Source organism: Embleya sp. L77, assembly GCF_055557415.1.
On record NZ_CM145709.1, the window covers coordinates 3,186,723 to 3,210,595 of the forward strand.

Here is a 23,873-nt window from a genome sequence, read left to right on the forward strand (position 1 = left end):
TCTCGGTTGGTACTCGTGCTCTCTGGAGAGCACGTTAGCGGCTGTGCGGGGCTTGTGTGGATCTTTTGGGGGTGTCGGCGCCGCCCCGGGTTGTGGGTCCGGGGCGGCGCGGCTTCGTGCCTATGCGGCGCGTCGTCCGCCGGCGGTGTGCCGGGCGCGGCTCGGCCGCATGACGGGACGCTCGCGCATGAGGCGGTCGAGCAGGCGCAGCTCGTGCTCGGCTTGCTCGACGAGCTGCTCGTCGACGAGTCGGTCGGCGACGTCGTCGAGGTCGGGCTCGACCTGGGCGACGGGCTGCTCGGCGGCGCGGTCGAGCACGTCGACGGTGCGCCATGTGCCGCTGCGGTACTCGGCGATGGTGACCTGTGCGCCGCGGTCGGCGTGTTCGCGGGCGACTCGGCGTACGGCGGCGCGGTCGTTCGACGTGAACGGCGCAGCGGTTCGGCCGACCTCCCATGAGGCGGTGACCATGTACCGCGGCCCGGTGCGCGTCGGGCGGCTCATGCGAGTACGCCTTTCTGCGACTCGACGTACACGTCGTACGCCTCTTGGCGTACCGCGTGGGTGCGGTTGCCCATGCGCCTGTGGTTCGGGTATCGGCACTGGTTCAGCTCACGTGCGCGGCAATCCGGGTCGGGGCAGCGCACGGCGAACTCGGGATTGGTGGCCAGGCTCGGCGCGGTCGTGTTGCGTACGGTCGAGCGGGTGCGTTCGTACTCGGCGGGCCGGCCGGTACCGCTGCCGATCATCGCGACGAGCCGGCGCTGTCCGGCGCCGTCGATGGCGGGTGCGTGGTACTCGACCGGCGGCGCGTGACCCGTGGTGACGGCGCGCCGGTGTGCGAGGAGCTGTTCGCGGTAGCCGGGCGCGTCGAACGAGTCGGGCGACTCGGCGGCCGGCAACGGGTCGGTGTGCAGCGTGAGGAGCGCCCGCCGGTACGGCGCCCACGCGGCGAGGATGTTCCGCGGGTGGATTGCCCAGAACCGCGCTTCGTCGTTCTTCTCGTAGTACTGCGTGACGGCGGCCGAGACTGCCCAGTGAACGACCGGGGCCTCTGTGGGCACGTCAACGAGCACCTCGGCCCACGTGGCGATGAGCTGCGCGGCGGCGCGCTCGTCGCCCAGGTCGCGCTTTACGCGGGGGTCGAGTTTGGCGGCCCAGTTCAGTAGGGCGGCGATTTCACGCGTGTTCACGCGAGTCCCTCCTGTTCGAGGATGCGAAGCGCGCCGGTCAGTACGTCGGTGTGTGAGGCGCGAGCGGGTCGGGAGCCGTGCAGGGGCACGACGGCGGCGCCGGCCGGTTGGGGCGGTGCGGAAGCGGCGCCGATGTCGGACCACATCCGCAGCAGGTAGCGCGCGGTGCGCGGCGGAGATGCGGGGTTCCACCTGTCGCGCACGTGCTCGACGAGCGCGGGCACGCCGTGCTGCTCGACGAGCGCGAGCAGGTCGCCGCGTTCGGCCGCGGTGAGCGTCCACGTAACGGCCATGCCGTCGGCGGCGAGCCGCTCGGCGAGCGGGCGCAGCTCGGCGACGCTGCTCTGCTTCTTCTCTTCTTTCTCGTGCTCTCTGTTCTGGGGGCCGGATTCCGGTACCCCCCGGGCCGGTTTCCGGTCCCCTGCCGGGCCGGTTTCCGCTCCCCCGGGGGTCGGTTCCCGGTCCGGGTCGGATTCCGGTCCGGGCCGGTTTCCGGCCCTGTCAGACAGGGGCGACTCGGACATGCCCGGGACGTGACCGACGGCGTGCGGCAGCAGATAGACCGTCTCGCCGCGCGGCCCGATCCGGCCCTCGACGACGACGAGTTCGCCCGACGCGAGCGCGCTGTCGACAGCGGCGCGCACGGTCGAACGGGCGGCGCCGGTGTACTGCACGAGTCGCGTCGTGCCGGCGTACGCGACGCCGTCGGCGCCGACGACGTGTTCAGCGACCGCGAGCAGCACGAGCCGCTCGGTTCCGCGGGCGCGTGACCGTGTCCACACCCAATCGCGTGCAGCGTGGCTCACGGCAGCACCTCGACGTCGGCCCGGTCGAGCAGCAGCCGCAGCGCCGCCGCGGCCTGCATGGGTACGACGCCGGCGCCGAGTACGCGCAGCATCGCGGAACGGGTCAGACCGGGGACCTCCGTCACGTGCCCGCGGATCCCCATGGTCCACTCGACGAACTCGGCGGTCAGTCGCCCGTGATCGTCAGTTGGCCGGGGCACCGGTCCGGCGGTGCGCTCCCACCGGTCAACGGCGGGCCAGTAGTCGCCCCACTCGACGTCGCGGTCGACAACAACGCGACCACGCTCCGGAGGGACCGGCCACCCGACTTCGCCGGCGCGTGTTTGGAACCGGTTCCCTCGCTTGTCGTCGGGGTCGGCAGCAGCCGGCCACGCAAGCAGGAACACCCGATCTCGGGCGTGCGGAGCGCCGATCTCCGACGCGCGAACACAGCACCACTCCGCATCCCACCCGAGCGCGGCAAGGTCGGTGACGACGTCGGCAAGTCCCAAGGAAATGTGGCCTGCGACGTTCTCAAAGAGACAGAGGCGCGGTCGAAGAACGCGAATGGCGTCGGCGATGTAGGGCCAGAGGTGACGGGCATCTGCTGCCCCCTTCCGCTTGCCGGCGGTGCTGAACGGCTGACACGGGTACCCGCCGAGCAGCACGTCGACGCGCTCGACGTCGGGCCACTGCACGCGGGTGATGTCGCCCAGGTTGGGCACGCCGGGCCAGTGGTGCGCGAGGATGCGCACCGCGGCGTCGTCAATCTCGGCGTGCCACGCAATCCGGCCGCCGAGCACGTGCCGCACGCCCAGGTCGAGGCCGCCGTATCCGCTGCACAACGACCCGATGGTGAGGGGGCCCGCCCCGGCCGAAGCCGGGGCGGGGTTGAGTACGGGCAGGGTCATTGCGCGCCGCCGTCGGGGGTCGCGTCGTCGGCGAGTTCGCCGTCGATGTAGTCCGGTACGACGTCGAGGCCCTCGACCGAGTCGTCGCGCCGAACGGACTCGTCGTGTGCGACCGCGCGGGCGAGTTCGGCGCTCTTGGGCAGCAGCTTGAACAGCCTGCGAATGCACGTCTTCTTGGCCATGGCGTCGAAGTCGGTCAACCAGGGGCCGCCGTTGCGCGCCTTGGACCGTGCCCGCACTGCCTGCACGGCATCGACCGACAGCACGACGAACGCAGACCCACCGTTGATCATCCGTGCGACGGCGTAGTACTCCGTCACGTCGCCCCTGTTGGTACGCGCCGGCTTGTGCTTGAGCCGCGGATTCAACCCGTACTCGTAGTCGAACTCGTCGTTTTCGCGCACGGCGTGCGTGTCCAAGCCGCCCGCGAGAGGGTGCTGCCAAAACAGCTTGACCATGCCCTGATACCCGATGACGAGCTGCACCTCGTGCTGCCCGATGTGCTTGTTCCAGAACGGGAGCAGGTACGCCTCACCGGAGACACCACCCGGTTCGAGACCGAGCTGCGTGCACGTCATCAACGCGCCCATGAACGAGCTTTGCGTCGACCGCGCAAGGTCCGGCACACGCGCAAGGTCGGTCAGGACGATACGCATGATCCGGTCGGCCGCACCGTTCATGTGCGCGGGCAGGGCGTGAACGAGTTCGGCGCGCTTGCCGACGACGAACTGCGCGAGCGTCTGCTGCTGCGGCGGCGCGGCCTGCTCGACGGCGCCGGCGTTGTTCGCGCGGGTGGCGACCCGCTGCGCGAGAGTGTTCGTCGTCATGCCTTGCCCTTCTTGACCGCAGGCACGCGGAGAACGCGCGCGCGGAACCGGCGATAGATGTCGGGGTGATCCGCGGCGAGACTCTTCGTGTCGAGCGTGGTCGACGGCTGCATGTAGTCGGCGGCGAGTTCGGGGTGTTCTTCGGCGAACCGCTTGGCCGCGAACGTCCCGTTGGCCTTGTACGTGAAAACGACTTCGTCGTCGGGCGCCTTGACGGTCTCGGCGTCGCCGGCGAGCGCGGCGAGCTTGTTCTCGACGAGTTGCAGTTTGTCGGCCGTGTCCTTCACACGCTGCTTGAGCGTGACCCGCTCGTCGAGCAGGGGCCGCACGTCCGCGGGACTGACGATCTCGACCGCGGTCGGGTCGGCGGTGTACAGGTGGCCGAGCAGCTTGGCGGTTGCTTCGGTGCCGTCGATGGCCGGCGGAGTGCCGTCGAGCACGCCCTGCCAGAAGCGACCGACGATCGAGACGAGATGCTCGATCAGCGCGTCGTCGCGGTCGATGCGGTGGAACATGGGGACGTTCCCGCCGATCAGCGCCGCGACGTGCGCATGCCCGAACCCGGTCACGCCGAGTCCCCAGTGCGTTTGCAGCGCGGGCCCGTCGGGCACCTCGTCGACCCACTCGTCGAGCTGGTAGGCCGAACGCGTCTTGACCTCCAGGAAGCACGGCCCATCGGGACAGCCGTGCACCGTGCGGTCGAGGTTCACCCGCATCCATGGGCGGTCGAGGTGCGCAAGCATCCCGACCCGCTCGACGTGTACGCCGTTGCGCAGCGCCCACTCGTCGGCGATGACCGGCTCGAACAGGACCCCCCAGCGGGCAGCCTCGACGAGCCGCGGCGAGCGCGGGATCTCGGGAAGCTCGCCGCGCTTGTCGAGGTACAGCTCGTACGACGACGTGTACTTGCTCATGCCGAGCGCGGCGGCGACGTCCGACCCGCCGATGCCGCCGCGGCGAGCGTCGAGCCACGCCGTCCGATCGGTCTCGGCGAGATCAACCGGCGCGATCAGCGCGGCCGACGAGAACAGACTCGGCCGCTCGGGTGCGATCGTCACAGCACACCGCCGGCGATCAGCGACCGCGCGACGTGCGCACCCTCGCTGTAGGCGTCGACGTCGGTCGGGTGGTCGTTGTGCGAGGACACCCGGGGCAGCGCGGCGGCGAGACCCTTGACGAAGCTGTTCATGAACTGCACGCGCTCGTCGGCCGGCAACTCGTTGAGAGCCTCGACAAACGGCTCGACGAGCGGATCGGTAAGCGCGAGTTGGATACGCTTGGACTGCATACAGACCTGTCCTTCGGGGTGTGGTTGTCCGGGCTCGTCGGGTCGCATCCGACGGGCCCGGTTGCATGTGTGGGGGTCAGGCAGCCGCGGGCATGGCCGGCGCGGCGTGCGTGCTGCGGGCCCGCAGGACGAGCAGCAACGCCTCGATCTCGTCGACCGAGCGCGTACTGCCGACGGCGGCCTGCTCGGCGGCCACCCGGACGGGCAAGGCGTCACGGCGGGCGCGGGCAGCGTCGAGAACGGCGCGAGCAGCTCGGAAGGCGTCAGCGCGCGGGATCACGGAAGACATGCGTTCCTCTCTGCCAAGAGAAGTGATCATCCTGGCGAGAGAGAACGTAGTCATACGACTACCTCTCTGGCAAGAGAGCTAGCGACCCCGAGTGTCTCGATCGACTAATCGAGCACCTGTTCGAGAGATCGCGCTATGGTGGATCGACGCAGTGAGACAGGAGGTTGGTAGCTCTCTGATCTGCGAGTATGCCCATGGGCAAGTTACTGCGCAGGTAGGTTGTCCGTATGCGGACGACCACCCAAGAGAGCACGCCAGACCAAGAGCAGATCAACAGATTCGGCGACTGGTTCGAGGAACGACTCGTCGCTCGTAAGTACGACGTGAGCCCGAGGGGAGGCGGGCGGGCACGCTTCGCGGCCGACGCCAAGATCTCACCGTCGACCGTGTCGCGGATTCTCCTTCGTCAATCCATTCCAGATCCGTCGGTGCTGAAGAAGATCGCCGACGGACTCGGCGACCCACTCGGCGAGGTACTCCTACGCGCCGGCGTCGTCGACGAGTCACAGCTACAACGGGCGGCACGGCCCGTGCCTATGGCCGATCGGATCACGCCGGAGGAAGCGGCAGACCGACTTGGTATCCATAGCGAGGAACGGCGCGACCTGCTGATCTCAATGATCAAAACGTTGCAGGAGCAGGAGCAACGTCGCCCATCGACGAGGCGTCGAAGCACATAGGACTACCGAGGAGAGTGCGCCGGATGGAGATCCCGAAAGCGGTCGCGGGGGCCGGTATCGCAGTGCACGCAGGGGGTGCTGCGGTGGTCGTGCTTGCGTTGGCGGCGCCGGTTGTGCACCGCATCGCAGCAGTCGTAGGCGTGGCCCTGATGGTCAGCGGAGGCGCAGCAACCATGCTCGCGTGCCTGCGCATGGCCCAGGTCCGCCGCGACGACGCATGCGCGGCACTCCGCACGGAGGGATACCGGACGGCAATCGAGCACATGGGCGCCAGCGAACTGTCGGCGCCTGCTCAACACGTCGACCTCGACGACGAGCACGAACCGACCGGCACACTCCACCTGTTCCCGCTCCAGGCCGTACAGGAGGTGCGGCCTCGACACGGAAGGGCCGCACGGTGAACCTATTGAAACCAGCCATCGACGGCGGGATGCTCATACCCGCCATCGGGTACGTACGCGTCAGTACGTGGAACGAAGAGAAGATCAGCCCAGAGCTTCAGCGCGCGGCGATCGTGGAATGGGCACGCCGTCGCGGTCGCGTGATCGTCGATTGGATCGAAGATCTCGACGCGTCCGGCCGCAACTTCAAGCGCAAGATCATGCAAGCAATCGGGGCGGTCGAGCAGGGCAAAGCGCGAGAGATAGCCGTATGGAAGTACTCGCGCTTTGGTCGCACAAGGCACGGCAACGCCGTCAACATCGAGCGCGTCGAGCGCGCCGGCGGACAACTGGAGTCGGCCACAGAAGAAGTCGACGCGCGCACGGCAACGGGTCGATTTCAGCGCGGCGTCCTTCTGGAGGTCGCGGCGTTCGAGTCCGATCGCGCGGGCGAACAGTGGCGCGAGACGCACGACCACCGTCGGGCCCTCGGCCTACCCGCCACGGGCCGGCAGCGGTTCGGGTACCACTGGCACCCGCGGCGCATCCCCGACGGGATCGGCGGCTGGACCATCCAACAGGAGTGGTACGAGCCAATCCGCGACCATCGACCCGTGGTTCGGACCATGTACCGCATGTACACGGCGCGCGAGGCGGGCTACCCCGGCATTGCCGCATGGCTCAACGAATGCGGGTACCTGACGAGCTGGGCCGGCCCGTGGACCGGTCAGGCAGTCAACGGGTACATGATCAGCGGGTTCGCCGCTGGCCTGTTGCGCGTGCACAGCAAGGAGTGCACCTGTGGGAAACGGTCTGGGACGTGCCCGAACCACTACTACATGCCGGGCGCGCAAGCGGCCATGCTGCTCGACGGCGAGTGGGACGAGTACCTCGGAACCGTGAAGGAGGTGCGCCGTATCGCGCCGCGCGCCCGGCGCGGGTCCTACCCCCTGTCCGGGCTCAGCAGGTGCGGGAACTGTCGGCAGGGGGCGACAGCATCCCCGTACCGAGGGACTCGGGGCGGGGTCTACCGCTGCTCGTACAACAGCAAGAGCGCCGGTTCCCTCTGCCAAGGGATATGGATCCTCCGGCCGTTGGTCGAGGCACGAGTCGTTGACTGGCTCGGCACGGTTGCAGCAGGCATCGACAGCGCGCCGGCCGCGCCTGTCGAATCGGTCGAGGTTCGCCAGGTTCGCAAGAGCACAGAGCAGAAGCTCAAGGAGGCACAGGCGGCCCGAAAGCGGGCACAGGACGCGTTGACGCGTCTAACCGTCGACCATGCGCTGTCGCCGGAGAACTACCCGGGCGACACGTACGCCCATGCACTCGACAAGTTGAAGGCCAAGCATGCCGAAGCGGATGCGGTGGTAACCGCGCTCGAACCCAAGGTCGAAGTGCTCCCGTCGGTCGACGAGCTGCGCCCGATCGCGGTCGGCCTGCTCGACGAATGGAAGACCTTGACCGCCAAGGAGCAGAACGCCCTCTTGCACAAGCTCGCGCGACGAGTCGAGATCCGGCGCGAACCCGACCGTTCGGTCACGGTCACTGTGCATCCAGTGTGGGAGCCTGACGCGTGGGCGGAGAAGAAGGCCGCGTAAGAGGCGCAGGCGCATCAAACTTGAGTGGAATAGACTCAACTCTGCACCGGTTGTGCTGGCAGGACGGTTGAGGACTCAAGCGCCGCGGACCACACGCGGTAGGAGGTAGCAGAGTGAGCACTTTGGACAAGCTGACCACCAAGGCCCAAGAGGCCCTTTCGGTCGCCATCCGCAAGGCTTCCGCGGCGGGACACCCCCAGGTGGAGCCCGCGCATCTGCTGCTCGCCCTGCTCGAACAGCCCGAGGGGATCGCGGTCCCGCTGCTCGGCGCGGCCGGTGTGGACGTGCCGCTCCTGAAGGTCGCGGCGGGCCAGATCGCGGATCGCCTGCCGAGCGCGTCCGGATCGACGGTGGCCGCGCCGCAGCTCGCCCGCGAGACGATGCTCGCGCTGGACGAGGCGGAGAAGCAGGCCGACAAGCTCGGCGACACCTTCGTGTCCACCGAGCACGTCCTGGTCGGCCTCGCCTCCGGCCGCTCCGGTCCGGTCGCCGACGCGCTGCGCGAGGCGGGGGCCACCCCGCAGGCACTGCTCGACTCCTTCAAGGCGGTGCGCGGCAGCGCCCGGGTCACCTCGCAGGACCCGGAGAGCACCTACCAGGCACTGGAGAAGTACGGTCGCGACCTGACCGAGGAGGCCCGCAACGGCAAGCTCGACCCGGTCATCGGCCGCGACTCGGAGATCCGCCGGGTGGTCCAGGTGTTGTCCCGCCGGACCAAGAACAACCCGGTACTGATCGGTGAACCCGGCGTGGGCAAGACCGCCGTCGTGGAGGGCCTGGCCCGCCGGATCGTGGCCGGCGACGTGCCCGAGTCGCTGCGCGACAAGCGACTGATCGCGCTCGACCTCGGTGCGATGGTCGCGGGCGCGAAGTACCGCGGCGAGTTCGAGGAGCGGCTCAAGGCGGTGCTGAACGAGATCAAGTCCAGCGAAGGCCAGGTCGTCACCTTCATCGACGAGCTGCACACCGTGGTGGGCGCCGGTGCCACCGGCGACAGTTCGATGGACGCGGGCAACATGCTCAAGCCGATGCTCGCGCGCGGCGAACTGCGCCTGGTCGGCGCGACCACGCTGGACGAGTACCGCAAGCACATCGAGAAGGACCCCGCGCTGGAGCGCCGGTTCCAGCAGGTGTTCGTGGGCGAGCCCAGCGTCGAGGACACCATCGCGATCCTGCGCGGACTCAAGAGCCGGTACGAGGCACACCACAAGGTGCAGATCGCCGACTCCGCCCTGGTCGCCGCGGCCACCCTCTCCGACCGCTACATCACCGCGCGCTTCCTTCCCGACAAGGCGATCGACCTGGTCGACGAGGCGGCCTCGCGGCTGCGCATGGAGATCGACTCCTCCCCCGTCGAGATCGACGAGCTGCAGCGCTCGGTCGACAGGCTGCGGATGGAGGAGATGGCGCTGGCCAAGGAGACCGACGCGGCCAGCCGGGATCGGCTGGAGCGGCTGCGCAAGGACCTCGCGGACAAGCAGGAGCAGCTCAGCGGCCTGACCGCGCGGTGGCAGCAGGAGAAGGCCGGTCTGAACCGGGTCGGTGAGCTCAAGGAGCGCCTGGACGCCGCCCGCGGCGAGGCCGAGCGGGCCCAGCGGGACGGCGACTTCGAGACCGCTTCCAAGCTGATGTACGGGCAGATCCCGACCCTGGAGCGCGAGTTGGCCGAGGCCGCGGCGACCGAGGGGGACCGGGGCACGGACGGCACCGCGATGGTCAAGGAGGAGGTCGGCCCGGACGACGTGGCCGACGTGGTCTCGTCCTGGACCGGCATCCCCTCGGGCCGACTGCTCGAAGGCGAGCGCGGCAAGCTGCTGCGGATGGAGGACGAGCTGGGTCGCCGACTGATCGGCCAGAAGACCGCCGTGACGACGGTGTCCGACGCGGTGCGCCGGGCCCGCTCCGGCATCGCGGACCCGGACCGCCCGACCGGCTCGTTCCTGTTCCTGGGCCCGACCGGCGTGGGCAAGACCGAGCTGGCCAAGTCGCTCGCCGACTTCCTCTTCGACGACGAGCGCGCGATGGTGCGGATCGACATGTCGGAGTACGCGGAGAAGCACTCGGTCGCCCGCCTGGTCGGTGCGCCGCCCGGCTACGTGGGCTACGAGGAGGGCGGCCAGCTGACCGAGGCGGTGCGCCGTCGGCCGTACTCGGTCGTGCTGCTGGACGAGGTGGAGAAGGCCCACCCCGAGGTCTTCGACGTCCTGCTCCAGGTGCTCGACGACGGACGGCTGACCGACGGCCAGGGCCGCACGGTGGACTTCCGCAACGTGGTGCTGATCCTGACCTCGAACCTGGGGTCGCAGTACCTGGTCGACCCGGCGCTGTCGCACGAGCAGCAGCAGAACATGGTGATGGACGTCGTGCGCAACGCGTTCAAGCCCGAGTTCCTCAACCGGCTCGACGACATCGTGCTCTTCGACGCACTCGGCACGGCGGAGCTCGCGCACATCGTCGGACTCCAGGTCGACCGGCTCGGCGCCCGGCTCAAGGACCGCCGGATCACCCTGACGGTGACCGACGCGGCCCGCGAGTGGCTCGCGCTGACCGGGTACGACCCGGCGTACGGCGCTCGGCCGCTGCGCCGGCTGATCCAGACCGCGATCGGCGACAAGCTGGCCCGGGCATTGCTCGCGGGCGAGGTCGGCGACGGGGACACGGTCCTGGTCGACCTGGACGGGGCGAGCGACACGCTGGTCGTGCAGCCGCGGAAGCCGGAGGCGGCGAAGACCGTCTGATCGACGTCATGGCGCCGGGACCCGTTGCGGGTTCCGGCGCTTTGGTGGTTCGGGGCTCGGTGGCGCTTGGGTGCTTGGCGTTTCGCGCTTCGGTGCGGTGCCTTGGGGCTCGGTGCGGTGTCTTGGGGCTCGGTGCTTCGGCGTGGTGGTCGGGCGGCACGAGTGGTAAGACAAGATCACCTAGGGTCGGATGAAGCGGACAAAAGCTGCGAACCGGGTAGCGTCCAGCGTGACGGATATCATCGAAGCAGTGGATAAGTTACCAGTGGGTAAGATGCCCGCACGGCCGTACGCTGTCGGCCGATACACGCCCCGGAAGGGACGTCCCACCGGAGGAGCCGAACACCCATGCAGCTCGCAGCGATCGTGATCTCGCTGGTCACCTTGGTGGTCGGCGCCGCGCTCGCGGCGCGCGCCGTCGCGCACATCTACCGTTTCGTCCAGGTCGGTCAGCCGGACGGCAGCCGAACCGGACAGCCCGCGCAGCGCACCGCGACCCTCGGCCGGGAGTTCCTCGGCCACACCCGCATGCTCAAGTGGGGCGTCGTCGGCGTGGCCCACTGGTTCGTGGCCGTCGGCTTCCTGACCCTCGGCCTGACCATCGTCACCGCGATCGTCCAACTCTTCGACGCCCACTGGGTGTTCCCGCTCATCGGCGACTGGTTGCCGTACGAACTCTTCACCGAGTTCATCGCACTGGCCACATTCGTCGGCATCGTGGTGCTGATGGTCATCCGGCAGCTGAGCCTGCCCTCGCGCCCGGGCCGCAAGTCGCGGTTCGCCGGCTCGGTGTCGTGGCAGGCGTACTACGTCGAGTGGACGATCCTGGTGATCGGCCTCGCGATCCTGACACTGCGCGCCCTGGAGGCCGCCCTGCTGGGGGTGGACCACTACGAGGCGGGCTTCTTCGCGTCGTACCCGCTGAGCCTGGCGTTCCAGGACCTGAGCGAGTCCACGCTGGAGAACCTGGTCTACCTGACCGCGATGATCAAGCTCACCGCCACCGGCGCTTGGGCCGTGACGATCGGCCTGAACCCGAGCATGGGTGTGGCGTGGCATCGTTTTCTGGCGTTCTTCAACATCTACTTCAAGCGTGAGGCGGATGGTGGGGTTGCGTTGGGTGCGTTGCAGCCGATGCGTTCGGGTGGTGAGGTGATCGATTTCGAGGATCCGGCGGACGATGCGGTGTTCGGGGTCTCGCAGGTGGAGCATTTCACCTGGAAGGGTCTGCTGGACTTCTCCACGTGTACCGAGTGTGGTCGGTGTCAGTCGCAGTGTCCGGCGTGGAACACGGGCAAGCCGTTGTCGCCGAAGTTGTTGATCATGTCGTTGCGCGAGCACGCGTTCGCGAAGGCGCCCTACCTGCTGGCCGGGGGCGGGAAGGACGAGGAGGGCAACGAGCGGGCGACGCCGGAGCAGTTGGCGAAGGTGCCGGCGTCGGCGCTGGCCGAGGCGGAGCGGCCGTTGATCGGGACGGCGGCGGAGAACGGGGTGATCGATCCGGACGTGTTGTGGTCGTGCACCACGTGCGGGGCGTGTGTGGAGCAGTGTCCGGTCGACATCGAGCACGTGGACCACATCGTGGACATGCGCCGGTATCAGGTGTTGATCGAGAGTGCGTTCCCCTCCGAGGCGGCGACGATGCTCAAGGGGTTGGAGAACAAGGGCAACCCGTGGGGTGTGGCGACCAAGGCCCGTCTGGACTGGGTCAAGGAGTTGGCGAAGGCGACCGGCATCGAGGTGCCGATCGTGGGGCGGGACGTGGATCCGGCGGAGTTGGAGTACCTGTTCTGGGTGGGGTGTGCGGGGGCGTTGGCGGACGGTCCGAAGAAGACCACGAAGGCGTTCGCGGAGCTGTTGCACATCGCCGGGGTGCGGTACGGGATCCTGGGCAAGGAGGAGTCCTGCACGGGTGACTCGGCGCGCCGGTTGGGGTCCGAGGTGGTGTTCCAGATGTTGGCGGCGCAGAACGTGGCGACGTTGAACGCGGCGTTGGAGGACGCGCCGCGCAAGCGGATCGTCACGACGTGTCCGCACTGTTTCAACACGTTGGCCAACGAGTACCCGCAGTTGGAGGGGCACTTCGAGGTGATCCACCACACGCAGTTGTTGCAGCATCTGTTGGACGAGGGTCGGCTGACGCCGGTGGAGCCGGTGGACGGGCTGGTCACGTATCACGACCCGTGTTATCTGGGTCGGCACAACAAGGTGTACACGCCGCCGCGGGAGATCATCGCGCGGGTTCCGGGGTTGCGGAACGAGGAGATGCACCGGCACAGGGAGCGGGGTTTCTGTTGTGGTGCGGGTGGTGCGCGGATGTGGATGGAGGAGCGCATCGGCAAGCGCATCAACAACGAGCGCATGGACGAGGCCCTGGCGCTGAAGCCGGACATCGTCTCCACCGCCTGCCCGTTCTGCCTGGTGATGTTCACCGACTCGATCAACGCCAAGAAGCAGGCCGGCGAGGCCAGGGAGGACCTCCGCGTCGTCGACGTGGCACAACTCCTGCTGCAATCCGTGCAACTCCCCGAACCACCGGCGGCCGAGGGGGCCCTGGAGGACGCGGGAGCCAAGTAGGGCAGGTAGGGCTTGTAGGGCTTGTAGGGCTTGTGTGACGGGCGACGGGTGACGGGCGGTCGGCGGTCGGCGGTCGGCGGTCGGCGGTCGGCGGCTGATAACGAGTGACAGGTGACGGGATCGCCGTCGGTTCTCCTGCGGGAGGTCGACGGCGATCGCGTTTTTGTGCCCGAATTACGACCTTCCCGGGACGACGCGGGGGGTCGAACTGCCGGTACCGTCATTGATGTGACTGGCAATGGACCCTACGACCCGTACCGGCAACAGCCCCCGCCTGCCGGCCAGGGTTACCCACCTCAGCACGGCGGGGCTCACGGCGATCAGTACGGTGGCCAACAGGGGTATGGGCAGCAGGGCTACGGCGGCCAACCGGGCCACGGCGGGCAGCAGGGCTACGGCGGGCAACAAGGCCATGGGCAGCAGGGCCACGGGCAGCAGATTCCGCCGCCACCGCCGCCTCCGCCTTCGTCGTCGCAGGGTGGACAGGGCGGCTCGGGCGACCCGAACTACGGGCCCCTGTCGTTGCCCGACGAGACGAGTCTGTACATCTACGGCGCGCCGCCGGAGGAGTACACGACGGTGACGCCCGCGGTGTCGCCCCGGCAGCAGCAGCCGTACCCGCAGCCGCCGCAGTACAGCGGTCCTCCGCCGCGGGCCCTGCACTGGAAAGAGGTGCTGAGCGGATTCGTGCTGCGCCCGTTGCGCACCATGGACGCGGTCCGTGACCAGGCGGTGTGGTGGCCGGCGCTGATCATGTCCGCGCTCGGTGGCGCACTCGCGGTGTTCGCGAACGACGCGTCCCGCAAGGAGCTCGTCGACTCGACCATGAGTACGAGCGTGCCCGCACTCGGCATCGTGATCGTGATGGTGCCGGCGTTCTGCGCACTGCTCGGGCTGGTGTCGCATGCGCTCGCGACCCAGTTCGGCGGGAACGGGTCGCCGACACCGTTCATCACGCTGTCGATGATCCTGGTCTGGATCGCGGACGCACCGCGGCTTGTGGTCGCGCTGTTCGCACCCGACGACAATCCGATCGTGGCCGGTATCGGCATCGCGTCGTTCGCGCTGACCGCGTGGCTGCTGACGATGTTGATGACACGGGTGCACGAGTTGCCGTGGCCTCGGGCGCTGGGGTGTGTGTCGGTCGAGCTGATCGCGTTGTTGCTGGTGTTGAAGCTTCCGTTGGCGTCGTGAGGTCGCGAGGGCGTGACGTTGTGCGATCGTGACGCTGTGAGGCGTGGCGGCGTGACGGCGGGACGTTGGGCGTTGGGCGTCGTGAGGTCGTGACCCTGGGACAGCCGGGCAGCCGGATAGCCGGGCGGCCTTGCGGCTGGACGGCTGGACGGCGTCAGGGTGTTGGTGGCGTTGTGAGGTGGGCGGCGGTGGGGGTGTGGGTGCGACCTCGGTTCTGACGTCGAGTCAGGCCGGCGGCGAAGCGTGCCGGCAGTGGACCGGGTGGACCACAAGTGGCACGGCCGGGCCGCGTTGCGGATCTGTTCGGTAACCGCTCCGGGCGGTGTACTCGTAGATGTACACCTGTCCGCGTACGACATCTCGTCGTCATCGCGGTTGTGAGGAACGGAACCGACATGCTTGTGCGGCAACGCACCAGGGCTGCGCTCCAGGCCGCCGCTCTCTTCTACGTCGTGGATCGCGGTTGGCCCGTCCTGCCCGGTGCCTACGTCGAAGACGGTCGATGTTCGTGCGGCGACACCGATTGCCCGGACCCGGGCGCCCACCCCGCTGCGGAACCCGGGCTGACCCGGGCCACCCGATCGACCGACGACGTCTGGGAATGGTGGAGCGGGAAGCCGTACACGGTCCTGCTCGCGAGCGGGCTGGAGTTCGACGTCCTGGACGCCCCGGCGAAGGTCGGCTACGCGGCGATCCGCCAGTTGGAGGTGATCGGCATGCCGCTGGGGCCGGTCCTGCATCTACCGGGCGAGCGGCTGTTGTTCCTGGTCGACCCGGGCGCGCGCAACATGTACTGGTACACGGTCGACCACAACGACACGGCCCGGTTCGACGTCCGCCACCACGCGGTGGGCCACTTCGTACCGGCCCCGCCCTCGTCCACCGCATGCGGCGAATGCACCCGCTGGGCGGTCCCCCCGGATCCGATCGAGCGGGGATTGCCGGGAGCGGTGGACGTACTGGGCGCGTTGATGCGGTTCAGCACACAGGGGCGGTAGCGCGCGGGCGGTAGCGCCGGCGGCGGCGCATGCCGCAGCCGGTACTCCGGCTCCTGTTCCTGCTCCGGCCCCTCTTCCTCTGCCGATCCCTGCTCCGGCTCCGGTCCGGCTCAGGCGTCGAGGATCTGGCCCTGGCGGGTGACCACCGGCGGCTGCACGGACCACGGGAAGTTGATCCAGTCGTCGGTGTGCTTCCACACGTACTCGCACTTGACCAGCGACTGCGGCTTCTCGTAGACGACGGCGCAGCGCACCTCGGCGACGTTGCCCTCGCAGAAGTCCCGGACCAGCAGCAGCGTCTTGCCGGTGTCCGCGACGTCGTCCGCGATCAGCACCTTCTTGTTCGAGAAGTCCACCACGTCCGGCACCGGCGCGAGCATGACCGGCATGTCCAGCGTGGTCCCGATGCCGGTGTAGAACTCGACGTTGACCAGGTGCAGATTCTTCACGTCCAGCGCGTACGCGAGCGCACCGGCCGCGAACACGCCACCGCGGGCGATGGACAGGATGATGTCGGGCTCGTACCCGTCCTCCGCGACCTGCGTCGCCAGCTCACGCGTGGCCTGGCCGAAGAGCGGCCAAGTGAGGTTTTCGCGCACGTCACTCATGTCCGGGTATGCCCATCTTCGCTTCGGGATCGGCCGCAGGTGGTGGTCGCGGCGGGTTGGGTGGTTGCGAGAGCAGCGCTCACGCTCGCGAGCAGCGCTCACGGTTATGAGCAGCGCTCGTGATCATGATCGGCGCTCGCGGTCATGAACAGTGCTCGCGGGCGCGGCATCGGTATCGGCATCGGCATCGGCATCGGCATCGGCATCGGCATCGGCAGGATCACCACCTCGCCGCGATCTAGTCGCGGACGTTCGTCCGATGAAAGTCCTTGAACGAGCGGGAGGGAGTCGGCCCGCGCTGTCCCTGGTACCGCGACCCGTACACCGAGGACCCGTACGGGAACTCGGCCGGCGACGACAACCGGAACATGCACAACTGGCCGATCTTCATCCCCGGCCACAACTTGATCGGCAACGTCGCGACATTGGACAGCTCCAGCGTCACGTGCCCCGAGAAGCCCGGGTCGATGAACCCGGCGGTGGAGTGCGTCAACAGCCCGAGCCGCCCGAGCGAACTCTTCCCCTCCAACCGGGAGGCCACGTCGTCCGGCAACGACACGACCTCGTAGGTCGAGCCGAGCGCGAACTCACCGGGATGCAAAATGAACGGCTCGCCCTCGGGCGGCTCGATCATGCGAGTGAGATCCGGCTGCTCGACGGCGGGGTCGATGTGCGGGTACTTGTGGTTCTCGAAGACCCGAAAGAACCGGTCAAGTCGAACGTCCACACTCGACGGCTGAACCATGGCCGGCTCGTAGGGATCGATCCGAACCCGACCGCAGTCGATCTCCGCGCGAATGTCCTTGTCCGATAGAAGCACGTGGAAAGGGTAATCGCAGGCCCCCGGATCCACCCAAACGCTCCGCACCACCCGCCCCCACCACGAAACGTTGCTGCAACCACGCTCGACCATCCGGTAGAGTGACCGTGCAGGGTTCCCCTTGGGGCGCCTGATGCGGGCGTAGTTTAATGGTAGAACATGAGCTTCCCAAGCTTAGAACGCGAGTTCGATTCTCGTCGCCCGCTCCGGAAGTGAAGGCCCAGGTCACGGACATGATCCGCAACCTGGGCCTTCGCCGTTTCCAGACTCGCTACGCCTCGTGTGCTGGCTCCGTGCCAGATGCGCGTTGCTCTTGGGGCTGGACCTTCTTGACCCGCTTCCCGATCGCGTCGGCGACGGCTTGGTCCCGGCTGGCGCGAGCGTGTCGATCAGGGCTGCCAAGGACGTGGACCGCGGCCGGTGCGGTCCACGAGTTCTCGAAGGGTGGCGCCGGTCTCGGCGCCCAGGACGTTGCCGGTGTGGCGTAGGTCGTGAAAGTGCAGGTCGCTCACGCCGAGGCGACAGGTACCACAGCGCCGAACCCGGCGGAAGTTGCAGCGGCGGAGAGCGGCGCCCCTCGGGCCGACGAAGAGCAGGCGCCGCCAGGCTCCTTCTCGGCGAACCACTCCACGTGGCGGGGCAGGTCGAGCAGGATCGGCGCGGGGATGGTCACGGTGCGCTTGCCTGCGGCCGACGTGGGCGGGCCGATCACGCGTTGGCCGTCGCTCATCTCAGTGGCGGACACGTCGATACGGATCGTGCCTGCGTCGAGGTCTACGTGGTCGCGGCGGAGGGCGGCGAGTGCGCCCCAGCGCAGGGAGCCGAAGGCGGCGAGGAGGACGGTGGCCCGGTAGTGAGGGCCGACGCCGTCCGCGAGGGTGAAGACCTGTTCGAGAGTGAGGATCGGGCGTTCCGGGGCCTGGTCCGAGAGTGGCCGACTCCGTGGAGGAGCGGGCGATTCCCTGGAGGAGCGGGCGATTCCGCGGAGGGTTGGTCGCCGAAGTGGTGGGTGCGAAGGCCGTAGGAGGCAGGCCGGCGGCCCTTGGGCCGAATGGCGGGCGGCGACGCTCAAGGCGTTCACGATCCGGGCAGGGCGCGTTCACGCCTGCGAATCGGGCGCGGCCGGATCAGGTGGAGGCGGACTCGCCCCGAGCGGGCAGGGGTTCCAGGGTGGGCGGCTCCGTGGAGAAGCGGGCGGTTCTGGGTGGGCGTTCGTCGCCGAAGTGGTGGGTGAGGATGTCGTAGAGGGCGGGGCGGCGGCCCTTGAGCCAGCGGCGGCCGGTGGACATCGGGATCAGGGACAGGTCGATGTCGGCGGTGACCATGGTGTCTTCGGCGGCGGAGGTTTCGGTGAGGATGCGGCCGTAGGGGTCGAGGATCATCGCGTTGCCCGTGCGGACCTCGTCGTCGTCGCGACCCACGCCGTTGCTGAAGATCAGGGCCAGGCCGTTGTCGTGGGCTCGGGCGGGAAGCCAGCGCATCAGCCAGGCCCGGCCGCTTTCGCCGCGGAAGGCCGCTTCGATGGCGGCGGGGTCGCGGTGTCGGGCTTCCCACAGGGGCATCGGGATCGGACGCATGGCGTGCGGGCTGCGCGAGGCCGTACCGCCGGTTTGATGCGGGGCCACCAGGATCGAGGCGCCGAGGAGGGCGGTGGCGCGGACGTTTTCGACCAGGTTGTTGTCCCAGCAGATGAGGATGCCGACGCGGGCGCCCCACGGGGTGTCGAAGACGGTGTAGTGGTCGCCGCTGGAGATGGCCTCGTGTTCGAAGGCGTGCAGTTTGCGGTGGCAGTGGACTCGGCCGTCGGGGAGGCAGACGGCGTACGAGTTGTAGAGGCGGCCGTCGGTCTCGTCGATTTCGAGGAAGCCGAGGCCGGTGGCGATGCCCAGTTCCATGGCGAGCCGGCGCACGTGCGTGACGGACGGGCCGGTGCTCGGCTCGGCGAGTTCGCGCAGGCGGTCGGGGGTGTGGCGACGGAGGTGCCAGTAGCCCAGGAGGCACATCTCGGGGAGTACGACCAGACGGACGCCGTCGGTGGCGGCTTCGCGGACGAAGTGTTCGACGCGGGCGAGGTTGTAGACCTTGTCGTCCGGGCGGGGCTCGAACTGTACCGACGCGCAACGCAACAATTGGTCCATTGGTGGCTCCCGCTCTCGGGTTCGTTGGGCGGTGGGCGGTAGGCGGTGGGCGGTAGGCGGTGGGCGGTGGGCGGTAGGCGGTGGGCGGTAGGCGGTGGGCGGTAGGCGGTGGGCGGTAGGCGGTAGGCGGTAGGCGGTAGGCGGTAGGCGGTAGGCGGTAGGCGGTAGGCGGTAGGCGGTAGGCGGTAGGCGGTAGGCGGTAGGCGGTAGGCGGTAGGCGGTAGGCGGTAGGCGGTAGGCGGTAGGCGGTAGGCGGTAGGCGGTAGGCGGTAGGCGGTAGGCGAGTATCTGGAGTTCGGTGCGCGGTATTCGGTACCTGGATACGTCTGGATACGTGTGGTTGGGCTTTCGGTCGACCTCCTCCCCCATCACAGTGGTGCGGCGGGCTGCGGTCCAATGAATGTTTGGGTCGCTTCGATAACCGGGTGGAATGGACCGCCGCCTAGACTCCGAATATGGACGTGCGGCTGCTGCGAGCCTTGGTCGCGGTCGCGGACTCCGGCGGGTTCGGAGTCGCGGCGGGGCGCTTGTCGATCACTCAGCCCGCGTTGACCAAGCAGATTCAGGCCCTGGAGGCCGAGGTCGGTGGCGCGTTGTTCACGCGCGGACGGCGAGGGGCCGAGCCGACCCGGCTCGGGCTGGCGCTGTTGCCGGATGCGCGGGAGTTGGTGCGGCGCGTCGATGTGCTGAGCCGCCGGGCCGCGCAGTTCAGGCGTGGTGAGGCGGGGACGCTGGCGGTCGGGTTCGGGCTCTCCGGTATCGATCTGGCCCCGCAGGCCGTGGCGGCCTTTCGGCGGCGCTTCCCGGGAGTCGGGATCACGTTGGAGGACATGTCGTCCGATGCACAGGTCGAGGCGGTACGGGCCGGCGATCTCGATGTGGGTTTCGTACGGCTGCCGGCGCCGGACGACCTGGGGCGGCTGGTGGTGCTGACCGACACCCTGGCGGTGGCCTCGCCCGGGGACCGGGATCCGCCGCCGACGGATGCGGTCGGGGTCGCCGCGTGGTTGCGCGGGCGGCCCGTGGTGCGGCTGACGCGGGCGAAGGGGCCGGGGTTGGTACGGCAGATCGAGCTGTTCGAGGGCGAGTTCGGGGCTCGGCCCGAGCTCGTCCAGGAGGCGTCCGACCTGCAGACGGTGCTTGCCTTGGTGGCGGCCGGGGTGGGCGCGGCCCTGGTGCCGGCCGGCGCCGCCGACATCGCGGCGGCCACGGTCATGGTGACCCCGATCGAGTCCGACGGCGGGTCGAGTGGCGGGCTCGACGGCGGGACGGGCGGGGAGTCCGGCCGTGGATCCGACGGCGGATCGGGCGGCGGATCGCTTGGCGGGGTCGGCGGTGGGCGGGTCGGCAGATCCGATGCGGTGTCCGATGCGGTGTCCTGGCGGATCGGCGCGGTCTGGGATCCGGCTCGGCCCACTCGGGTCCGGGACAACTTCCTCGCCGTCGTCCGAGAACTCGCCGGCCGCCGCAACGGCGGCAGCTCCGGCGCCGGTTCGGTACGGACGCCCGGCCGGGGCCGGGGCCGCGGACGCGACGCCTCGGCGACCGGTCCGTAATGCACACGGGCCCGGGGGGCGGGCGAGGACACACCAGCCGCCCCCGCGGTTACTTTTTCGCGAGGCGGGCGCGTGTGAGTTCCGGAGTGTCCGGGGAGCGGGACTCGACCGTGGCTCTGAGGTCGGCGAGGGTCTGGGCGGCCAGTTCGTGGCGCCAGGCGAGGTCGGCTCGGGACATGGCCTGGGCGATGGCGCAGGAGGTGCGGTAGTCGGCTGTGGGGTCGGCGTCGGGGCCGTTGTGCAGGATCTGTTGGCAGCGGAAGGCGGGGTCGGGGCCCTCGATCGCGACGACGACGTCCATCAGGGTGATGTCCTTGAGGGCGCGGGCGAGGCGGAAGCCGCCGCGTGGGCCGGAGGTCGAGGTGACGATGCCGGCCCGGGCGAGCGCCTGGAGCTGCTTGTTCAGGTACGCGGCGGGCAGGCGGTAGAAGGCGGCCAGTTTCGTGGCCGTCACGGCCGTGCCCGATTCGGCCCACGCCAGGTTCAGGCAGCTGTGCAGCGCCCACTCCACGCCTTCGCTCATGTGCATATGCTGGACGCTACCCATCCAGAATATCCGGAACAACCCCGATCACCCATCGGAGGGACGGCCCGGGAGGGAGCTCGACGAGTCGTCGGGGCCACCCCACCCCACCACGAGGGTCGCCGCGAGCGGTGGCGGCCCTGCGCCGGGCTACAGGGGGCGGCCGGCGAGTTGTTCGAGGCGTCTTGCTCGGGCGGCGCCGTCGAGAGGCGTGGGGTCGGTGCCGGTTCGGCAGTGTCGGCACAGGTCGCCGGGGCGAGACAGCCTGCGGCTGTGCGTTGCGGCGAACTCCCGGAAGTCCGCGTCGCTCGCTCCGGGCATGCGAAGTCCCCCATTCGTCGACGTCACCAGAGGAATGGGGTGGATCCGAGGATCCGTTACAGGCCGCCCGACCGGGTTCCTGGTTTCCGCTACCCGTCGCGTTGGGCAGGCTCGATGCGCGCGTACCCACGGGGTACTTCGGAGTTCGGGAGAGGCGACCAGATGGCCAAGATCAAGGGGAGCGTGAAGTGGTTCAACGAGGCCAAGGGTTTTGGCTTCATCAGCCCGGAGGACGGCAGTAAGGACGTCTTCGTGCACTTCAGTGCGATCCAGGGCAACGGCTTCAAGACGCTCGCCGATGGCCAGTCGGTCGAGTTCGAGATCCAGGACGGCCAGAAGGGCCCGAGCGCCGCCAACGTGCTCGCCATCTGACCCGAAGCACCGCGGACATGCGGTCGTGGCCACGAACCCGGTCCGCCGACTCGTGGCCACGACGGCACCCACACCGAGGCCGCTCCCGACTCGGGCCTCGACCCGGGCTCCAAGACTGCGGGCCCCAAGACTCCGGACCCCAAAACTCCGGGCTCCGATCCGAATCCGGAGCCGAACCCGAACCCGGAGCCAAAGCCGAAGCCGAACCCCCGCACTCGTCTTCGGCCTCCGCGGCCCTACGCCAGGTACCGCTCGATCGTCTCCACCTTCGCCGTCAGCCCGTCCACGACCCCGTCGCGGATGTCCGCCTTGAGCACCAGGCTGACCCGGTTCGAGTGCGCCTTGACCGCCTCGACGGCCGCCTTCACCACGGCCATCACCTCGTCCCACTCGCCCTCGATCGAGGTGAACATCGCATCGGTCCGGTTCGGCAGCCCGCTGGCCCGCACCACCCGGACGGCCTCCGCGACCGCCTCCCCGACGTCTTCACCGACACCGAGCGGGGACACCGAGAACGCGACGATCACGACAACACCTTCCGCAGCCCTAACACCGAAGCCCCCAGCCTAGGCCGAGTCCGCTACGCGACCTCGAACGCCGCCCGCAGGGCCCGGCGGATGTCGGCCATCGCACGGCGCGAGACATCGGCGGTCGGGATGGCGTTGGAGCCGTGAAAGGTGCCCGGGCGGTGGTGGAGTTCGACCCGGACGCCGGCGCGGATCAGTCGGGAGGCGTACTCGATCGCCTCGTCGCGCAGCGGGTCCAGTTCGTTGGCGGTGATGTACGCCGGCGGCAGGTTGGTCAGGTCCGTGGCGCGGGCCGGTGCCGCGTACGCGGTGGGCTCGACGCCGGCCAGGTAGTACTGCCAACTCAGCGTCGCCTGCCGCCGGTCCCACAACGGCGCCGTCTCGAACTCGCGCATCGACGGGGTGTCCAGGCGGTCGTCCAGCACGGCCGTGTCGAGCACCTGGAGCACCGGCGTCGGCCCGCCCTCGTCCCGTGCCCGCAACGCCAGCGCCGCGGCCAGACACCCACCCGCGCTGACCCCGCCTACCGCGATCCGCGCCGGGTCGGCGCCGAACGAGGGCGCGTGCTCGGCCACCCAGCACAGCGCCGCCCACGCGTCCTCGAAGCCGGCCGGGAACGGGTGCTCGGGCGCGAGCCGATACTCGACGCTCACCACGATGCAGCCGACCTCCAGCGCGGTCGCCACGCAGCTGCCGTCCGAGCTGTCGATGTCGCCGAACACGAAGCCGCCGCCGTGGAACCACACCAGCACCCCGAGCGAGCCGTCCGGACCGGCCGCCCGGGCCGCGTCCTTGGGTGTGTAGATCCGCACCGGTACGTTCCCGGCCACGATCCGGTCCTCGACCAGCAGGCCGTCCGGACGCTGCACCGGCTGGGTGCGGGCCCGCTGCGCCGCGCGGAAGGCCGCCGGGTCGGCGATGTCCACGGTCGGCAGGTACGGGAGGACCGCGAGCAATTCGGGGTCTATGCGGTGTTCCATGCCGCGGAAACTAGCAGCGGATGCCGGCAAGTTCTATGACGGTCCGTCAGATCCACTCGAAGCGAGGCGGAAGTCACCCCGTCGGCGGCACCCCGCCGAGCCCCGGCGACCGCCCCGACCTGCGAAATCCGCTTTCACCCGGACCCCGCGCGGACGCACCATGTGGCCATGAACGCCATCCCCACCACGACGCTCTGGCGGCCGACCGGACCGGCCGAGTTGGAGCTCGTGCGCGAGTCCGGCTGGACCGCGTGGCCGGCCAGGCTGCCCGACCAGCCGATCTTCTATCCGGTGCTGAACGAGGACTACGCGATCAAGATCGCGCGCGATTGGAACGTGCCGGCCTCCGGGGTCGGCTACGTGACCCGTTTTCGGATCGAGACCGAGTTTGTGATCCGCTACCCGGTGCGGCGGGCAGGTGGCCGCTCCATCCTCGAACTGTGGGTGCCGGCCGAGGAGTTGGCCGAGTTCAACCGGCACATCGTCGGCCCGATCGAGGTCGTGCACGAGTTCCGCTGAGCCGCGCGCGGCCGGGTTCGGCCGGCCGCGCGCCCGAGTGACGGACCCTGC

25 protein-coding genes and 1 tRNA gene are annotated in these 23,873 nt (G+C 69.2%); 11 read left to right on the forward strand and 15 right to left on the reverse strand.

Going from position 1 to position 23,873, the window contains the following annotated elements; all coding sequences use genetic code 11:
• Positions 1–120: 120 nt before the first annotated feature.
• The 8 genes from ACZOOI_RS13515 to ACZOOI_RS13550 form a co-directional block, all read right to left on the reverse strand.
• Positions 121–504: a hypothetical protein gene (locus tag ACZOOI_RS13515; protein ID WP_465280884.1), complete on the reverse strand. Its 384-nt coding sequence runs from the start codon at positions 502–504 to the stop codon at positions 121–123.
• Positions 501–1,193 carry a zinc finger domain-containing protein gene (locus tag ACZOOI_RS13520; RefSeq protein ID WP_465280885.1) on the reverse strand — a complete coding sequence of 231 codons (693 nt, stop codon included), beginning with the start codon at positions 1,191–1,193 and terminating at the stop codon, positions 501–503. The genes ACZOOI_RS13515 and ACZOOI_RS13520 overlap by 4 nt, the downstream gene beginning before the upstream one ends.
• A complete protein-coding gene (locus tag ACZOOI_RS13525) occupies positions 1,190–1,999 on the reverse strand; it encodes a hypothetical protein (protein WP_465280886.1) in 810 nt (269 codons plus the stop codon). The genes ACZOOI_RS13520 and ACZOOI_RS13525 overlap by 4 nt, the downstream gene beginning before the upstream one ends.
• Complete coding sequence (locus ACZOOI_RS13530) at positions 1,996–2,889, reverse strand: DNA cytosine methyltransferase (protein ID WP_465280887.1); 894 nt, start codon at positions 2,887–2,889, stop codon at positions 1,996–1,998. Before ACZOOI_RS13530 ends, ACZOOI_RS13525 begins: the two co-directional genes overlap by 4 nt.
• The gene (locus ACZOOI_RS13535; RefSeq protein ID WP_465280888.1) at positions 2,886–3,716 is read right to left on the reverse strand and encodes a recombinase RecT; all 831 of its coding nucleotides are present in this window, start codon (positions 3,714–3,716) and stop codon (positions 2,886–2,888) included. The genes ACZOOI_RS13530 and ACZOOI_RS13535 overlap by 4 nt, the downstream gene beginning before the upstream one ends.
• Positions 3,713–4,774, reverse strand: coding sequence for a YqaJ viral recombinase family nuclease (locus ACZOOI_RS13540; protein ID WP_465280889.1), 1,062 nt, complete (start codon positions 4,772–4,774; stop codon positions 3,713–3,715). The genes ACZOOI_RS13535 and ACZOOI_RS13540 overlap by 4 nt, the downstream gene beginning before the upstream one ends.
• Positions 4,771–5,004: a hypothetical protein gene (locus tag ACZOOI_RS13545; protein WP_465280890.1), complete on the reverse strand. Its 234-nt coding sequence runs from the start codon at positions 5,002–5,004 to the stop codon at positions 4,771–4,773. The genes ACZOOI_RS13540 and ACZOOI_RS13545 overlap by 4 nt, the downstream gene beginning before the upstream one ends.
• A 76-nt stretch (positions 5,005–5,080) precedes the next feature.
• A complete protein-coding gene (locus ACZOOI_RS13550; protein WP_465280891.1) occupies positions 5,081–5,293 on the reverse strand; it encodes a hypothetical protein in 213 nt (70 codons plus the stop codon).
• Positions 5,294–5,520: 227 nt separating this feature from the next.
• Here ACZOOI_RS13550 and ACZOOI_RS13555 point away from each other — a divergent pair, with 227 nt between their 5' ends.
• The 7 genes from ACZOOI_RS13555 to ACZOOI_RS13585 all read left to right on the forward strand — a co-directional run bounded on the left by ACZOOI_RS13555 (position 5,521) and on the right by ACZOOI_RS13585 (position 15,458).
• Positions 5,521–5,973, forward strand: coding sequence for a helix-turn-helix domain-containing protein (locus ACZOOI_RS13555; RefSeq protein ID WP_465280892.1), 453 nt, complete (start codon positions 5,521–5,523; stop codon positions 5,971–5,973).
• A 23-nt stretch (positions 5,974–5,996) separates the two neighbouring features.
• Positions 5,997–6,374 (forward strand): hypothetical protein, encoded by a 378-nt coding sequence (locus ACZOOI_RS13560; protein ID WP_465280893.1) that lies wholly within the window; start codon positions 5,997–5,999, stop codon positions 6,372–6,374.
• The gene (locus tag ACZOOI_RS13565) at positions 6,371–7,951 is read left to right on the forward strand and encodes a recombinase family protein (protein WP_465280894.1); all 1,581 of its coding nucleotides are present in this window, start codon (positions 6,371–6,373) and stop codon (positions 7,949–7,951) included. Before ACZOOI_RS13560 ends, ACZOOI_RS13565 begins: the two co-directional genes overlap by 4 nt.
• A 113-nt stretch (positions 7,952–8,064) precedes the next feature.
• Positions 8,065–10,689, forward strand: coding sequence for an ATP-dependent chaperone ClpB (gene clpB / locus ACZOOI_RS13570; RefSeq protein WP_465280895.1), 2,625 nt, complete (start codon positions 8,065–8,067; stop codon positions 10,687–10,689).
• A gap of 348 nt (positions 10,690–11,037) precedes the next feature.
• Entirely contained in the window at positions 11,038–13,266 is a 2,229-nt protein-coding gene (locus ACZOOI_RS13575) for a (Fe-S)-binding protein (RefSeq protein WP_465280896.1), read from the forward strand.
• A gap of 228 nt (positions 13,267–13,494) precedes the next feature.
• Positions 13,495–14,460 carry a Yip1 family protein gene (locus tag ACZOOI_RS13580; protein WP_465280897.1) on the forward strand — a complete coding sequence of 322 codons (966 nt, stop codon included), beginning with the start codon at positions 13,495–13,497 and terminating at the stop codon, positions 14,458–14,460.
• A 395-nt stretch (positions 14,461–14,855) separates the two neighbouring features.
• The gene (locus tag ACZOOI_RS13585) at positions 14,856–15,458 is read left to right on the forward strand and encodes a bifunctional DNA primase/polymerase (RefSeq protein ID WP_465280898.1); all 603 of its coding nucleotides are present in this window, start codon (positions 14,856–14,858) and stop codon (positions 15,456–15,458) included.
• A gap of 110 nt (positions 15,459–15,568) precedes the next feature.
• Here the strand turns inward: ACZOOI_RS13585 and ACZOOI_RS13590 are convergent, their stop codons facing one another.
• A complete protein-coding gene (locus ACZOOI_RS13590; RefSeq protein ID WP_360323835.1) occupies positions 15,569–16,066 on the reverse strand; it encodes a phosphoribosyltransferase in 498 nt (165 codons plus the stop codon).
• A 238-nt stretch (positions 16,067–16,304) separates the two neighbouring features.
• Positions 16,305–16,886 (reverse strand): dCTP deaminase, encoded by a 582-nt coding sequence (dcd, locus tag ACZOOI_RS13595; protein ID WP_020557430.1) that lies wholly within the window; start codon positions 16,884–16,886, stop codon positions 16,305–16,307.
• A gap of 135 nt (positions 16,887–17,021) precedes the next feature.
• On the opposite strand from dcd, the gene ACZOOI_RS13600 reads away from it, so the two are divergent.
• Positions 17,022–17,092, forward strand: a tRNA-Gly gene (locus ACZOOI_RS13600).
• A gap of 302 nt (positions 17,093–17,394) precedes the next feature.
• Here the strand turns inward: ACZOOI_RS13600 and ACZOOI_RS13605 are convergent.
• Positions 17,395–17,631: a hypothetical protein gene (locus tag ACZOOI_RS13605; RefSeq protein WP_465280899.1), complete on the reverse strand. Its 237-nt coding sequence runs from the start codon at positions 17,629–17,631 to the stop codon at positions 17,395–17,397.
• A gap of 382 nt (positions 17,632–18,013) precedes the next feature.
• The gene (locus tag ACZOOI_RS13610; protein ID WP_465280900.1) at positions 18,014–19,024 is read right to left on the reverse strand and encodes a nitrilase family protein; all 1,011 of its coding nucleotides are present in this window, start codon (positions 19,022–19,024) and stop codon (positions 18,014–18,016) included.
• Between the two features lie 455 nt (positions 19,025–19,479).
• On the opposite strand from ACZOOI_RS13610, the gene ACZOOI_RS13615 reads away from it, so the two are divergent.
• Positions 19,480–20,580, forward strand: coding sequence for a LysR family transcriptional regulator (locus tag ACZOOI_RS13615; protein ID WP_465280901.1), 1,101 nt, complete (start codon positions 19,480–19,482; stop codon positions 20,578–20,580).
• A 49-nt stretch (positions 20,581–20,629) separates the two neighbouring features.
• Here the strand turns inward: ACZOOI_RS13615 and ACZOOI_RS13620 are convergent, their stop codons facing one another.
• Positions 20,630–21,109 carry an RrF2 family transcriptional regulator gene (locus ACZOOI_RS13620; RefSeq protein WP_465280902.1) on the reverse strand — a complete coding sequence of 160 codons (480 nt, stop codon included), beginning with the start codon at positions 21,107–21,109 and terminating at the stop codon, positions 20,630–20,632.
• Between the two features lie 477 nt (positions 21,110–21,586).
• Between ACZOOI_RS13620 and cspE the strand changes: the two genes are divergently transcribed.
• Positions 21,587–21,796, forward strand: a complete 210-nt coding sequence (gene cspE / locus ACZOOI_RS13625) for a transcription antiterminator/RNA stability regulator CspE (RefSeq protein ID WP_465280903.1) — start codon at positions 21,587–21,589, stop codon at positions 21,794–21,796.
• A gap of 236 nt (positions 21,797–22,032) precedes the next feature.
• On the opposite strand, the gene ACZOOI_RS13630 is transcribed toward cspE, so the two are convergent.
• Positions 22,033–22,323 carry an MTH1187 family thiamine-binding protein gene (locus tag ACZOOI_RS13630; protein WP_391587171.1) on the reverse strand — a complete coding sequence of 97 codons (291 nt, stop codon included), beginning with the start codon at positions 22,321–22,323 and terminating at the stop codon, positions 22,033–22,035.
• 53 nt (positions 22,324–22,376) lie between these two features.
• Positions 22,377–23,303 carry an alpha/beta hydrolase gene (locus ACZOOI_RS13635; protein WP_465280904.1) on the reverse strand — a complete coding sequence of 309 codons (927 nt, stop codon included), beginning with the start codon at positions 23,301–23,303 and terminating at the stop codon, positions 22,377–22,379.
• A 168-nt stretch (positions 23,304–23,471) separates the two neighbouring features.
• On the opposite strand from ACZOOI_RS13635, the gene ACZOOI_RS13640 reads away from it, so the two are divergent.
• Positions 23,472–23,822, forward strand: a complete 351-nt coding sequence (locus tag ACZOOI_RS13640) for a hypothetical protein (protein WP_465280905.1) — start codon at positions 23,472–23,474, stop codon at positions 23,820–23,822.
• Positions 23,823–23,873 lie beyond the last annotated feature (51 nt).